The following is a 13,116-nucleotide window of genomic DNA, read 5'->3' on the forward strand; positions in this document are numbered from 1 at the left end:
CTTTCCAGCCTCTAAGATAGGCATGGGGGCGTTAATGACAATGGAACAACGTCGATCACCGTGATCGATGCGGCGGTGCGGGCGCGAAGCGCCAGCGCTGCCCCGGACGGACCACGACTCCGGACAATGTCGCCACCTTCCCGGCATCCACTGCCGCGATCAGGCGGTCAAGTCCGGAACCGCGCAAGGGGGCGGCACTGCCCAGCGCCGCAATGGCGCGGCCGGCGAGCCGGCGGACGAGTTCGCGGGGCAATCCAGCCGTATCGAGCAGAATGCCGCCCTCGCCGCACTCGGCACGGGCTTGCCATTCGCGGTCCGCGATCCAGCTCAGCGCGGCCTCGGCATCGCGCAGATTGCCGGCCGCACGGGCAAGCCGCGCCGGCGACAGCTCCCGCGTCGCCGCCAGCAACGCGCGCATCCGGCTGCGATCGAAGCGCGGATGGACGTTGGAGGGATCCTCCACCGGCACGATCCCCGCCGCGGCGACACATGCGGCAAGTTCCCCCCGCGACCAGCCGAGCAAGGGCCGCACCAGCAACGGGGTGCCGGCGCCAGGCTCCAGCGGACGTAGCGGCTGCATCGCCGCCAGCCCGGTGAGCCCCGCACCCCGCCGCGCGCGCATCAGGAACGTTTCGGCGAGATCATCCTGCTGGTGGGCGATGCCGACCCAGCGCAAGCCCGCGCTTGCCGCCCATGCCGCAAGACAGCGATAGCGGACCGCCCGCGCCCGATCCTGCACATTCCCGCGCGCAAAGCTTCCCGGCGGCGGCCGCAGCACCATGTGGGCAACGCCGAGCCGAGCACAAAGCGCGCCGACACCCCGCGCCTCCTCCGCCGCTTCGGGCCGCAGCCCGTGATCGACGGTGGCAGCGCGCACCTGGCCTGGGAAGGCGGCGCAGGCAAGCAACAGCAGCGCCACGCTGTCCGTACCACCGGAAACGGCGATGCCTGCCCTGTTTGTATCGCTTGGAGCCCCACCGGCAGCCCCGATCCAGTCGGCCTCGAACCGGGCGATATCCGCGCCGGTAATCGCGCCGGTCAGCGGCGCATCACTTGCAGCGCTGATCGGCACGGCCCTTGGTCACGCCTGCCTTCATTTCGGCCGAGAGCTGATCGCCATAGACTTTGGTCAACTCGTCATAGACCTTGCAGACCTCGCCGGCAGGCTTGTTCAGCTTCACCAGCGCTTGCGCCAGATAATAAAGGCTGTCGGGCGCCCGCTCGCCATTGGGGTCCTTCTTGTAATTGTCGTAGAAGGCGACCGCGGCCAGGCTCGGCGCATTGTCGTCCAGGTAGGCGCGGCCGAGCAGGTTGCGGGCATAGCTGGCGCGCTTGCTGCTGGCATATTTGGTGGCGACCTGCTCCAGGGCCTTGCGCGCCTCTGGGTAGAGCTTCGCCTGCCACAGGCGGAAGCCATAGAGATACAGATCTTCGGCCGCATCGCCGCTGTTCGGCCTTTCGACCGCCGCCACCCGGGCCGCGCGCTCGCCCGTCGACTTCGTCGCCGATCCCGCAGCGGCAGGGCCGCCGCTTCGCGCCGCATCGCCGCTCGCGGCCACATCGGCATCGCTGGGCGCAACATCGGCCGGCACTGGCGGGGTTTCGATCGCCTTGAGCCGGCCATCCGTCGCCGCCTTATAGGCGTTAAAGGCCTCTTCCAGCTGACGGACGCGATACTGGCTCTGCTCGATCTGGCCGGTCAGCGACTGGAGCTGCCCTTCCAGCGCCGCGACGCGCTGGGTAAGGTCCGCGAGCGGATTGGTCGCGGGTACGCCCGGCGCCGTCGTGTCGACCTGCTGGGTGATCTGCGGCTCCACCGTCTGCCCCGCGCCGCCCGGAAAGACCTTGCGCTGCACGGCGCGCATCTCGCGCTCCAGCCGATCGACCCGCTGGTCGACGCCGGTCTGGGCCTGTGCCTGGGCCGTGCCGTTGCAGCCTAAAGCCGTGAGGGCCAGTGCCGCTGCCAGTGCGATACGCATGTCGTCATAATCCCTGGAACCATCGCCCGGCGACGGGCGCGCCGCCGCTATAGCCAAGCGACGGCCCTAAACACCAGCCCCTCAGGGGTTGGTGGTATCACTCGGTGGCGAGGCTTCGCCCGCGGGCGGAGTGGCAGGTGCCGACGAATAGTCCACGCTGTCGGATACGCGCGGGCCAAGCCTGCGCTGCGATCCCGGCGCAGCGCCCGCACCCGATACTGCCGGTGCTGCCGGTGCCGCCGCGGCAGGCGCCTGTCCGCGCGCACGCAGGGCAGCCGAGCTGATTTCGACCTCGACCGTCTCCACCGTGGTGCCGAGCGGTGCCACTTCGGCGCCGTTGATCAGCACCTGTATCTGGTCCGGCCGGCCGGTGCGGACGCGCGGACGTGCCGCATCATCGGGTACTTCATAGCGCTCCCCTGCGGCCAGTTCCTTCTCCACGAGCCGTGTGCCGTTCGCATCGGTCACGCGGATCCAGGCCGGTCCCCGCGCGACGAGCGTCACATGCTCCACCGCCGGGACGCTCGGCTGCGGCGTCGGCGCAGCAGCAACCGCCGCTGTCGGAGCCGGCGTGGGCGCCAGCTCCTGCGCCAGACCGTCTCCTGCTGCCGATGCGCCGCCGCGGAACAGGTTGGTCCCATACCAGATGCCGATGGCCGCCACGAGCAGCACGGCGACGATCACGCCAAACCAGGCGAGCCCGCTCGAGGCAACGCGCGTCGGATCTTCCAACGGATATTCGGGCATGGGCGCGGGGCGCTCCTGCTGACCCAGTTCATCGCGGACCTGACGCGCAATCGCAACTTCGTCCGCGCCCACCGCGCGGGCATAGGCTTTGGCGAAGCCGGTCGCATAGGTGATGGAAGGCAGGCCGCTATAGGTGCCCTGCTCGATTGCCTCCAGATGTCGTTGCGGAATGCGGGTGCGTGCGGCGACTTCGGCAAGGTCCAGTCCCTGCGCCTCGCGCGCTGCCCGAAGCTGATCACCCGGCCGTGCGGGGTTTGGCGTGAATTCGTCGGGCATGTCGCCTTGCATTATGTCCTCCGGCGAACGTGTTAGACCCCTGGTGCCGCTCGCCTTATCTGGTTTGGGGGGATGCCTTCTCGATGCGGGGGCTGTCAACGCCGCCGCGACATCAATCCGCCGATCCCTTAAGCCAATTCAACGCCGTTCGCATCGGCCCAGGCCCCCAGCATGGTCCGCACGGAGCGTTCGGGCTGATCGAGCATCGCCTGCACCGCCGCAAGCGCCGCTTCGCGATCGAGCGATCGCACCATCGCCTTGATCGGCCCGACCGCGGCAGGCGTGATCGACAGTCGATCGATGCCGAGCCCGATCAGCGCCAGCGCCTCCAGCGGTCGCCCGCCCATTTCACCGCACACCGCCACCGGCACATTCGCAGCCCGTGCCTGATCGATCACGCGGCGGAGAAAGCGCAGGATGGCCGGGCTGAGCCAGTCATAGCGCAGCGCCAGCTTGGGATGGGCCCTGTCGGCCGCGAACAGGAACTGCGTCAGATCGTTGGTGCCGATCGACAGGAAATCCAGCCTGGGCAGCAGCAGGTCGAGCACTTCGGCCAGCGCCGGCACTTCCAGCATCGCACCATAGCGGATCGCGTTGGGCAGCTTGCGCCCGCGCGCCGCCAGCCAGGTCCGCTGCGCCTCGAACAGCGCGCGCGCCTCGTCGAACTCCCAGGGCTCGGAAACCATGGGGAACATCACGTTCAGCGTGCGCCCCGCCGCCGCTTCGATCAGCGCCCGCGCCTGCGCCTTCATCAGCCCGTCGCGGTCGAGCGCGAGGCGCAACGCCCGCCACCCCATCGCCGGGTTCTCCTCCTCCCCATCCTCGTCATGGTTCAGATAGGGCAGTGCCTTGTCCCCGCCGATATCCACCGTCCGGAAAATGACGGGCCGATCGCCGGCGATATCGAGCACGTCGCGATACAGCCGACGCTGTTCCTCGCGCTGCGGCAGGGTGGCGGAAACCAGGAACTGGAATTCGGTACGGAACAGGCCGATGCCGTCGGCCCCGGCGAGATCGAGCGCCGCCACATCGTCGCGCAGGCCGGCATTGACCATCACCGTCACGCGGTGGCCGTCACGGGTCACCGGTGCCTCGTTCCGCAGCTTGGCGAAAACGGCGCGACGCTTCTGGCTGAGCGCGAGCTTGGCCTCGAATGCCTCCTCGATCGCCAGCGTCGGTCGCACGAACAGGCTCTGCTCGCCCACGTCGAGCAGCAGAAGATCGCCCTCGGCCACTTCGCGCCGCACGTCGCGCACGCGGCCCAGCACCGGCACGCCCATCGCCCGCGCGACGATGGTGACGTGCGCGGTCAGCGAGCCTTCTTCCAGCACCACGCCCTTCAGGCGGCGGCGATCATATTCCAGCAGTTCGGCCGGCCCCAGATTGCGCGCGATCAGGATCGAATCCTGCCGCAGGCCCAGCTGCGCCGCCGTCCCGAGCTGGCCGGAGACGATGCGCAGCAACCGATTGGAAAGATCCTCCAGATCGTGCATCCGATCGCTGAGCAGCGGATCGTCGATCTCGCGCATGCGCATCCGGGTGCGCTGCTGCACCCGCTCGATCGCCGCCTCTGCCGTAAGGCCGGAATCGATCGCCTCGTTGATCCGGCGGCTCCAGCCTTCGTCATAGGCGAACATCTTGTAGGTGGCGAGGATCTCCTCATGCTCCCCGCCGCTGCCGAATTCGGCCTGGCTGGTCATGCGTTCGATCTGATCGCGCATCTTGTCGAACGCCGCATAGACGCGATGGCGTTCGGCCTCGATATCGTCGGCTACGGTGTGCTCGATCACGATGCGCGGCTGGTGGAACACCGCGACGCCGCGGGCCATGCCGTCCACCAGCGCAAAGCCGCGGACGCTGCTGGCACTGGTCGGCTGCAGCCGCGTGGACGTGCCGCCGGCCAAGTCGATCAGCTCGGCGTTGGCGATCAGCTCGGAAAGCACCATCGCCACCGTCTGCAGCGCTTCGATCTCGATATCGGCATAGCGGCGCGGATCGACATGCTGCACGGCGAGCACGCCCACCGCGCGTTCGCGCCGGATGATCGGCACGCCGGCAAAGCTGTGGAACCGCTCTTCGCCCGTCTCGGGATTGTGCACGAAATTGGGGTGGCTGGTCGCCTCGTCGAGGTTCAGCGTCTCGACATTGGCCGCGATGGTGCCGACCAGGCCCTCGCCCAGGCCCAGCTTGGTGACGTGCACGGCCTCCTGCTTCAGCCCGCGCGTGGCGAACAGTTCCAGCACGCCTTCGCGCAGCAGGTAGATCGAGCAGACCTCGCTGTGCAGCGCCTCGCCGATGATGTTGACCACGGCGTTGAGCTTGGATTGCGCCGGCAGCCGCTTCGCCATCAGATCGTGAAGGCGGGTCAGGATTTCCCGGGCGGAGGCGGCTGCGGTCAAGGCCATGGTGCAGCGCTATCAGATTGTGCAACGCTGCGCCAACCGGGTGTGCAGCAAAAGGCACGCAGCATTGCTTTGACGCACTCAGGTCGTGCGCTTCTCCAGCGCATGGGCGGCTTCAGCCATCAGCGTGGCGATGATGTCGGCCACCGGCTCTTCCTTGGTGACCATGCCGACCGACTGGCCCGCCATCAGGCTGCCATGCTCGACATCACCATCGATCACCGCGCGGCGCAGCGCGCCCGCCCAGTAATGCTCGATCTGCAGCTGCGCCTCGGCCATTGCGATCACGCCTTCGTCCAGCGCCTGCGCCACTTCGCGCTGCTTGGCGGTGAAGGCATCGCTGCCGGCATTCTTCAGGGCACGCACGGGGATGACCGGTAGGCGCGGATCGATCTGAACGCTGGCGATCGCGTCGCGGGCGGAGGCGCGGATGAACGCCTTCTTGAAATTGGCGTGGGCGATGCTTTCGCTGGAAGCCGCGAAGCGCGTGCCGAGCTGCACGCCCGCTGCCCCCATGTCGAGATAGCCGGCGATGGCCTCGCCGCGCCCGATGCCGCCGGCGACGAACACGGGCACCTGCTCCGCCACTTCGGGCAGGATTTCCTGCGCCAGCACGCTGGTGGAGACCGGTCCGATATGGCCGCCCGCCTCCATGCCTTCCACCACCAGCGCATCGACGCCCGATCGGATCAGCTTCTTCGCCAGGCTGAGCGCCGGAGCGAAGCAGATCAGCTTGGCGCCGTTGCCCTTGATCGCGTCCAGCGAGCCGGCCGGCGGCAATCCGCCCGCGAGCACGACATGGCCGACACCGTGCTTGGCGCACACCGCGATCAGGTCAAACAGCTGCGGGTGCATGGTGATCAGGTTCACGCCGAACGGCTTGTCGGTCAGCGCCTTGGTCGCGGCGATTTCGGCATCGAGCAGCTCGGGGCTCATCGCGCCGCACGCGATCACGCCGAAGCCGCCGGCATTCGAAATCGCCGATACCAGGCTCCGCTCCGACACCCATGACATCGCGCCGGCGAGGATCGCCACCTCGCTGCCCAGGAAGTCGCAACCGCGCGCCATGCGGCGTGCCAGGCGCTCGGCGCCGATCGAGGAGGTGGTAGTCATGGCGCGCGCCTAGCGCTGTCCGGGCGCCTTCTGCAAGGGGGCGCAATCACGCAACCAGACCGGTTTGGCGCTTGCTCCCGCGGGTTACGATCGGCATGGTAACGCTATCAACGACAAGAAATCGCAGGAGTTGTGATGTCCGGGCCCGCAAAAGTCCCCGCAAATGTCGATCGTCGTACGCTGCTGCAGGCATCCGCCGCCGCCACGTTGATCGCCGGCGCCCCCCGTGCGGGCGCAGCGCCGGAGCCGCTCGGCCAGGTGCAGTCCGGCGGCCGCGGCTTTCCGCTGATCCGCGGCGGCGTGCCCGCCGCGCTGGTGGTGGACGCCGGCGCCAACGCCGCCCTCGCCCATGTCGCCGATGCCTTTGCGCAGGATCTTGCCCGGGTCGGCGGCACCGCACCGCAACGCCTGGCCCGGCTTACGGACGCGCGTGGCCCCGTGGTGCTGATCGGCGAGCTCGGCCGCTGCCCGATGATCGACGCCCTTGTGCGGGAAGGCAGGATCGACCTGCGCGACCTGCAGGGTGAATGGGAAGCCTATCGCCAGATCGTGCTCGACAACCCCGCCCCCGGCATCCCCCAGGCGCTGGTGATCGTCGGCGCGGATCGTCGCGGCGCGGTCTATGGCACCTATGACGTGTCGCAGCGGATCGGCGTGTCGCCCTGGCACTGGTTCGCCGACGTGCCGGTGCGCCGTCGCGCCGACGTGACGCTCGCCCCCGGCAGCCGCCGCGACCAGCCGCGCGTGCGCTATCGCGGCTTCTTCATCAACGACGAGGATCCGGCCTTCAGCAGCTGGGCGAAGCAGCATTTCGGCGGGATCAACGCCGCGATGTACGCTCATGTCTTCGAGCTGCTGCTGCGGCTCAGGGGCAATTATCTGTGGCCGCCGATGTGGGGCAAGGCGTTCAACGACGACGATCCGCAGAACATGGTCCTGGCCGACGCGATGGGCGTGGTGATGGGCACCTCCCATCACGAACCGATGACCCGCGCGCAGGAGGAATGGCACCGCAATACCGACAAGGGCGTCACCGGCGGCAAATGGGATTATGCGACCAATGCCGAGAATCTCCGCCGCTTCTGGCGCGGCGGCATCGAGCGGATGATGTCGAAGGGCGACGGCAAGGGCTATGAATGCCTGGTCACCGTCGGCATGCGCGGCGACGGCGACGAGGCGATGGCGGAGGGCACCGCCACCGAACTGCTAGAAAAGATCGTCACCGACCAGCGCAGCATCCTGGCGGACGTAACCGCCCGCCCGGCCGAGGCGACGCCGCAAATGTGGGCGCTCTACAAGGAAGTGCAGGACTATTACGACCACGGCATGCGCGTGCCGGACGATGTGACGCTGCTCTTCGCCGACGACAACTGGGGCCAGATCCGCCGGCTCGCCACCGTCGATCTCAACCGCAAGGGCGGGTATGGGGTCTATTACCATTTCGATTATGTCGGCGCGCCGCGCAACTACAAGTGGCTGAACACCAACCAGATCGAGAAGACCTGGCAGCAGATGGACCTCGCCTGGCAGCGCGGCGCGCGCACCATCTGGATCGTCAATGTCGGCGATCTAAAGCCGATGGAATTCCCCTTGAGCTTCTTCCTCGACCAGGCCTGGAACCCCGAGGCGATGACGCTCGAGGCGATGACCGCCTACCCGGCGCGCTGGGCCGGTGCAGCGTTCGGGCAGGCACACGCCGAGAAGGTGGGTGCGCTGCTCACCCGCTATGGCCAGCTCGCCGCGCGGCGCAAGCCCGAGCTGCTCGACGCCGACAGCTTCGCGCTGGGGCCGGTCCGCAGCGACGGCAAGCTGGACGGCGGCGACTTCGGCCGCGTGGTCGCCGAATGGGAGGCGCTGGAGCGCGACATGGCGGCGGTGAAGCCGCGCATTGCCGCCGACGCGCGCGACGCCTGGTTTCAGCTGGTCGAGCATCCGATCCTCGCCGTCGCGAACGTCTACCGGCTCTACTACGCCGTGGCGTGGAACCGCCGCCTCGCCGCCGCCGGCGATGCCCGCGCCAACCGCTTTGCCGAGCAGGCCGAGCGCGCCTTCGCCCGCGACGCGGAGATCACCGCTGCCTATCACGCGCTGAACGGCGGCAAATGGGACGGGATGATGGCCCAGACCCATATCGGCTATACCAGCTGGCAGGAACCCAGGCAGCAGGTGATGCCGGCGGTGCGCCGGGTCGACGGCAAGGCCGCGCCGATCGTCTTCGTCGCGCCTGCCCTGCCCATCGATCAGATCGTGATCGAGGCGCCGGACTTCGCAGCGGCCAGCGGCGGCAAGGGGCTAAGCTGGCGCCGGGTGCCGCATCTCGGTCGCACGCTGGGCGCCGTGACGACCTTTCCGCAGGGGCGCCCTGCCACCGCCGCTGCCGACGGGGTCCATGTCGATTATGCGGTAACGCTACCCAAGGGCGGCCCGCTGGAGGTGGCGCTGGAACTGGTGCCGACGCTCGACACCACCGGCCGCAACCAGCAGCGGATCGGCGTGTCGGTGAACGACGGGCCGGTGCAAATCCTCACCGACAGCCTCGTCCCCGCCCCCAATGCGACGACCACCCAGGCCCAGCGTGATTGGAACAAGGCGGTGGAAGAAAATGGGCGCACGATCACCGCCCGCTTTCCCGCGGTGGCCGCCGGCCGGCACGTCGTGAAGGTATGGCGCATCGACGACAATGTCGTCCTGCAGCGCCTCGTCGTGACGACGGAGGCGTAGCCGCTTCGGCCACGCCTCCGGTACAAGGTCAGGCGGCGACGTCGTCGGCGTCGAGGCCATAGGCGGTGTGCAGCACGCGCACCGCCAACTCGGTATAGTCTTCCTCGATCAGCACCGAGACCTTGATCTCGGAGGTGGTGATCGCCTGGATGTTGATGCCGCGCGCGCCCAGCGTCTGGAACATCGTCGCGGCGACACCGGCATGGCTGCGCATGCCCACGCCTACCACCGACACCTTCGCCACGCGGGTATCATGCGTGATGTCGCTGAAGCCGATCGTCGCGCGCGACTGGTTGAGGATCTCGATCGAGCGCGCCAGATCCGCCGCCGGCACCGTGAACGTCACGTCGGTAGCGCTGGCGCTGCCGGCGCTCTGGTGCGCGATGTTCTGGATGATCATGTCCACGTTGATGCTGGCATCGGCGAGCGGGGTGAAGATCGATGCCACCGCACCGGGCTTGTCCGGCACGGCGGTCAGCGTGATCTTGGCCTCGTTCTTGTCGTGCGCGATGCCGGTGATGAGCTGGCGTTCCACGTCCTGAATCTCCTCTTCGCCCACGATCATCGTCCCGGGCAATGTATCTGCCATCGGCGCGTCGTCGCCCGTGAAGGACGAGAGCACCTGCACGCGAACCCCTTCCTTCATCGCCAGGCCGACCGAACGGGTCTGGAGCACCTTGGCGCCGACGCTGGCGAGTTCGAGCATTTCCTCATAGGTCACGCGCTTCAGCTTGCGCGCGCGGGGCACGATGCGCGGGTCCGTCGTGTAGACCCCGTCGACATCGGTGTAGATGTCGCAGCGATCCGCCTTCACCGCCGCCGCCACCGCCACCGCCGAAGTGTCCGATCCGCCACGGCCGAGCGTGGTGATGCGGCCTTCGTGCACGCCCTGGAATCCCGGCACCACCGCGACTTCGCCGCCTTCCATGCTGGCGAGCAGCGCGTCGGTGCCGATGTCCTCGATGCGCGCCTTGGCGAAGGCGTCCGAGGTCTGCACCGGCAGCTGCCAGCCGAGCCACGAACGCGCCGGCACGCCGATCGCCTGCAGCGCGATCGCCAGCAGGCCGCTGGTGATCTGCTCGCCGGCGGAGACGACGACGTCATATTCCTTGGGGTCGTACAGCGACGAGGCCTCGCGGCAGAAGCCGACCAGCCGATCGGTCTCGCCTGCCATGGCCGAGACGACAACGGCGACCTGGTTGCCCGCCTCCCACTCGCGTTTGACGCGGGCGGCAACGCTGCGGATACGCTCGATCCCGGCCATCGATGTGCCGCCGAACTTCATTACGATACGCGCCATGGCTGGTTGCTTGTTTCCTGCCCTTGGGAGAGATGGGCGTGCCTGATAGGAGCCAGCGATGCCGAACGCAACAATAGCTACGATTGACCCCCGTGAAGCGGAACATTTCGGTCGTCTGGCGGCCGATTGGTGGAATCCAAAAGGCTCCTCCGCCATGCTGCACAGACTGAATCCTGCGCGGCTCGGCTATATCCGCCGCGCGATCGACACGCATTGGCCCGGCGACTCGGCGGGCTTCACGCCCCTTGGCGGTAAGACGGCGATCGATGTGGGTTGCGGCGCCGGGTTGCTCTGCGAACCGTTGGCCCGGTTGGGCGCGCAGGTCACCGGCGTGGACGCGGCGGGTGAGAATATCGGTGCGGCGCGCGCGCACGCCGAGCTGTCGGGACTGCCCATCGATTATATCCATGGAGGCATCGAAGATCTGGCGGGCCGCAGCTTCGATCTCGTCACCTCGATGGAAGTGATCGAACATGTCAGCGACCCCGCCGGCTTCGTCCGCGGTCTGGCGGGCGCGCTGGCCGAGGACGGGCTGATGGTGCTCTCCACGCCCAACCGCACGCCGCTGTCGCGGCTGGCGATGATCACTCTGGCCGAGGGCACCGGCGCGATTCCCAAGGGCACGCACGACTGGCGGCGCTTCCTCAAGCCCGAGGAGCTGGAGGCGCTGCTTGCCGACGCCGGCATGCGCGTGATCGATCGCCAGGGGCTGAGCTTTTCGCCGGCTCGCGGGTTTGTGGTGAGCGAGAACGACGCGCTCAACTATCTGGTGACCGCGATCCGCGCCTGACGAGGAGACCGCCATGGGCCCGCTCGACCGCTTCGTCGCCGCACAGGCGGGTGACTATGCGGCCGCGCTGGCCGAACTCCGGCATGGCCGCAAGACCAGCCACTGGATCTGGTACGTGTTCCCGCAGATTGCCGGGCTGGGCACCAGCGCGATGTCGCAGCGCTACGCCATCGCCGATCTCACGGAGGCGAAGGCCTATCTCCAGCACCCGCTGCTTGGTGCGCGGCTGCGGGAGGCGTCGGCCGCGATGCTCGACCATGCCGGCAAGCGCTCGGCAGAGGCGGTGCTTGGCGGAATCGACGCCGTGAAGTTCCGCTCGTCGATGACGCTGTTCGAAGCCGCGGACACGGAGACAGGCAGCATATTCGCCGCCTGTCTCGATGCATTCTACGACGGCGTCCGCGATCGCGAGACGCTGCGCCGGATCACTTGTTAAGGTCGAGCAACAGAATGGGTCCGATGTCTAGCACCTGCTTCGCCGTCGCCAGATGCAGCGAAACGGAAATGTCGCCGGGAGCATAATCGCGGTCGACGGTTCCCGCGACGTGCACCATCTTCCATTCCGTGCCGACTTCGGCTTCCCCCTTGAAGACGGTGGTATAAGGCTCCTTGGCGAGCCCTACCTGGATCGTGGCGATCTTTGCGGTGGTGGCACCCTCCGGCAGCTTTTCGGCGCGCGCCCAGACCGCGACCACCAGCTTGTCACCCTTCTTCACGGGCTGGTTGATGGCGGAGATCAGGCCCACGCTCCACGGCTGATCCGAACCGCCGGCGATCGGCACGCGTATTGCCCGGCCGCCTTGCACATTCTTGTCCTTTACCACCGCCGGCTTGGCGCTGAGACCATAGACGGTGAACGTCTCCGGCGTGGGCGAATTGATGATTTGCTGTGATATATCGCTTTGCTGCTGTGCCTGCGCCCGTGCAGGTGACGCATCGATGAAAGGCAGACAGCACGCTGCCGCAATCAGCCATGATTTCATGACACCCCTCCTCTTGTTTTCGTTGAGATCAGGCTATCGCGAGCGTCAACGCTGTCAATAGCTGCTGATTGACACACCCGCTCCGGCACCGGACAGACGGTTTCCATGTCGACGATCAAGCTGCATCCGAGTTGGCTAGCACCCCTCCAACAGGAATTCGCGCAACCCTATATGGCTGCCCTGCGCAGCTATCTGCAGGCCGAAAAGGCGGCGGGAAAGCGCATCTTCCCGGCCGGGAGCGAATGGTTTCGCGCGCTTGACCTGACGCCGCTGGAGGCGGTGCGCGTCGTGATTCTCGGCCAGGATCCCTATCATGGCGAAGGTCAGGCCCATGGTCTGTGCTTCTCCGTCCGCCCCGGCGTGCGCACGCCGCCGAGTCTGGTGAACATCTACAAGGAGATGGAGACCGATCTCGGCATCCCGCGCGCGCAGCACGGTTTCCTGGAGCATTGGGCGCGCCAGGGCGTGCTGCTGCTTAATGCGGTGCTGACGGTGGAGATGGGCCGCGCCGCGGCGCATCAGGGCCAGGGCTGGGAGCGCTTTACCGACGCGGTGATCCGGCTGGTCAACGCCCGGCCGGAGCCGGTGGTGTTTCTGCTCTGGGGCAGCCATGCGCAGAAAAAGGCCGCGTTCGTCGATTCGATCGACAAGGGCGGCCGGCACCTGGTGTTGAAGGCACCCCATCCTTCGCCGCTATCCGCGCATTCGGGCTTTTTCGGGTGCCGGCATTTCAGCAAGGCCAATGCTTTTTTGGAAAGCATTGGCCAGAAGCCGATCGATTGGGCGCTGCCGCCGGTTGCTTGAA

The 13,116-nt window shown here is 67.5% G+C and carries 11 protein-coding genes; 4 read left to right on the top strand and 7 right to left on the bottom strand.

All coding sequences use genetic code 11. The annotated features are described in order from the left end of the window. Positions 1-55: 55 nt before the first annotated feature. The 5 genes from tilS to ACNFJ7_RS11410 form a co-directional block, all read right to left on the bottom strand. Entirely contained in the window at positions 56-1,072 is a 1,017-nt protein-coding gene (gene tilS / locus ACNFJ7_RS11390) for a tRNA lysidine(34) synthetase TilS (protein WP_019370924.1), read from the bottom strand. Next, a complete protein-coding gene (locus ACNFJ7_RS11395; protein ID WP_019370925.1) occupies positions 1,050-1,979 on the bottom strand; it encodes a YbgF trimerization domain-containing protein in 930 nt (309 codons plus the stop codon). Before ACNFJ7_RS11395 ends, tilS begins: the two co-directional genes overlap by 23 nt. Positions 1,980-2,060: 81 nt before the next feature. Beyond that, entirely contained in the window at positions 2,061-3,002 is a 942-nt protein-coding gene (locus ACNFJ7_RS11400; protein ID WP_037514140.1) for a helix-turn-helix domain-containing protein, read from the bottom strand. A gap of 128 nt (positions 3,003-3,130) precedes the next feature. Then, a complete protein-coding gene (ptsP, locus tag ACNFJ7_RS11405) occupies positions 3,131-5,407 on the bottom strand; it encodes a phosphoenolpyruvate--protein phosphotransferase (RefSeq protein ID WP_019370927.1) in 2,277 nt (758 codons plus the stop codon). Between the two features lie 78 nt (positions 5,408-5,485). Then, the gene (locus ACNFJ7_RS11410; protein WP_019370928.1) at positions 5,486-6,517 is read right to left on the bottom strand and encodes an NAD(P)H-dependent flavin oxidoreductase; all 1,032 of its coding nucleotides are present in this window, start codon (positions 6,515-6,517) and stop codon (positions 5,486-5,488) included. A gap of 135 nt (positions 6,518-6,652) precedes the next feature. Here ACNFJ7_RS11410 and ACNFJ7_RS11415 point away from each other — a divergent pair, with 135 nt between their 5' ends. Next, positions 6,653-9,238: a glycosyl hydrolase 115 family protein gene (locus tag ACNFJ7_RS11415; RefSeq protein ID WP_019370929.1), complete on the top strand. Its 2,586-nt coding sequence runs from the start codon at positions 6,653-6,655 to the stop codon at positions 9,236-9,238. 28 nt (positions 9,239-9,266) lie between these two features. Here the strand turns inward: ACNFJ7_RS11415 and ACNFJ7_RS11420 are convergent, their stop codons facing one another. Then, positions 9,267-10,538, bottom strand: a complete 1,272-nt coding sequence (locus tag ACNFJ7_RS11420; protein ID WP_019370930.1) for an aspartate kinase — start codon at positions 10,536-10,538, stop codon at positions 9,267-9,269. Positions 10,539-10,596: 58 nt separating this feature from the next. Here ACNFJ7_RS11420 and ubiG point away from each other — a divergent pair, with 58 nt between their 5' ends. Both ubiG and ACNFJ7_RS11430 read left to right on the top strand, forming a co-directional pair. Beyond that, the gene (gene ubiG, locus ACNFJ7_RS11425) at positions 10,597-11,328 is read left to right on the top strand and encodes a bifunctional 2-polyprenyl-6-hydroxyphenol methylase/3-demethylubiquinol 3-O-methyltransferase UbiG (RefSeq protein ID WP_026009370.1); all 732 of its coding nucleotides are present in this window, start codon (positions 10,597-10,599) and stop codon (positions 11,326-11,328) included. A gap of 13 nt (positions 11,329-11,341) precedes the next feature. Beyond that, the gene (locus ACNFJ7_RS11430; RefSeq protein WP_019370932.1) at positions 11,342-11,764 is read left to right on the top strand and encodes a DUF1810 domain-containing protein; all 423 of its coding nucleotides are present in this window, start codon (positions 11,342-11,344) and stop codon (positions 11,762-11,764) included. On the opposite strand, the gene ACNFJ7_RS11435 is transcribed toward ACNFJ7_RS11430, so the two are convergent. Then, a complete protein-coding gene (locus tag ACNFJ7_RS11435; protein ID WP_019370933.1) occupies positions 11,754-12,311 on the bottom strand; it encodes a hypothetical protein in 558 nt (185 codons plus the stop codon). The genes ACNFJ7_RS11430 and ACNFJ7_RS11435 overlap by 11 nt on opposite strands. 105 nt (positions 12,312-12,416) lie before the next feature. On the opposite strand from ACNFJ7_RS11435, the gene ung reads away from it, so the two are divergent. Beyond that, positions 12,417-13,115 carry a uracil-DNA glycosylase gene (gene ung, locus ACNFJ7_RS11440; RefSeq protein ID WP_019370934.1) on the top strand — a complete coding sequence of 233 codons (699 nt, stop codon included), beginning with the start codon at positions 12,417-12,419 and terminating at the stop codon, positions 13,113-13,115. The last annotated feature ends 1 nt before the right edge of the window (position 13,116 follow it).

Origin of the sequence: Sphingomonas sp. HT-1 (assembly GCF_048568905.1) — a bacterium.
Lineage (GTDB): Bacteria > Pseudomonadota > Alphaproteobacteria > Sphingomonadales > Sphingomonadaceae > Sphingomonas.

What these genes read in the sequence shown, in the direction of transcription:
- ACNFJ7_RS11395 (WP_019370925.1), bottom strand. Translation starts at nt 1,979, where the DNA reads ATGCGTATCGCACTGGCAGCGGCACTGGCCCTCACGGCTTTAGGCTGC.
- ACNFJ7_RS11400 (WP_037514140.1), bottom strand. Translation starts at nt 3,002, where the DNA reads ATGCCCGACGAATTCACGCCAAACCCCGCACGGCCGGGTGATCAGCTT.
- ptsP (WP_019370927.1), bottom strand. Translation starts at nt 5,407, where the DNA reads ATGGCCTTGACCGCAGCCGCCTCCGCCCGGGAAATCCTGACCCGCCTT.
- ACNFJ7_RS11410 (WP_019370928.1), bottom strand. Translation starts at nt 6,517, where the DNA reads ATGACTACCACCTCCTCGATCGGCGCCGAGCGCCTGGCACGCCGCATG.
- ACNFJ7_RS11415 (WP_019370929.1), top strand. Translation starts at nt 6,653, where the DNA reads ATGTCCGGGCCCGCAAAAGTCCCCGCAAATGTCGATCGTCGTACGCTG.
- ACNFJ7_RS11420 (WP_019370930.1), bottom strand. Translation starts at nt 10,538, where the DNA reads ATGGCGCGTATCGTAATGAAGTTCGGCGGCACATCGATGGCCGGGATC.
- ubiG (WP_026009370.1), top strand. Translation starts at nt 10,597, where the DNA reads ATGCCGAACGCAACAATAGCTACGATTGACCCCCGTGAAGCGGAACAT.
- ACNFJ7_RS11430 (WP_019370932.1), top strand. Translation starts at nt 11,342, where the DNA reads ATGGGCCCGCTCGACCGCTTCGTCGCCGCACAGGCGGGTGACTATGCG.
- ACNFJ7_RS11435 (WP_019370933.1), bottom strand. Translation starts at nt 12,311, where the DNA reads ATGAAATCATGGCTGATTGCGGCAGCGTGCTGTCTGCCTTTCATCGAT.
- ung (WP_019370934.1), top strand. Translation starts at nt 12,417, where the DNA reads ATGTCGACGATCAAGCTGCATCCGAGTTGGCTAGCACCCCTCCAACAG.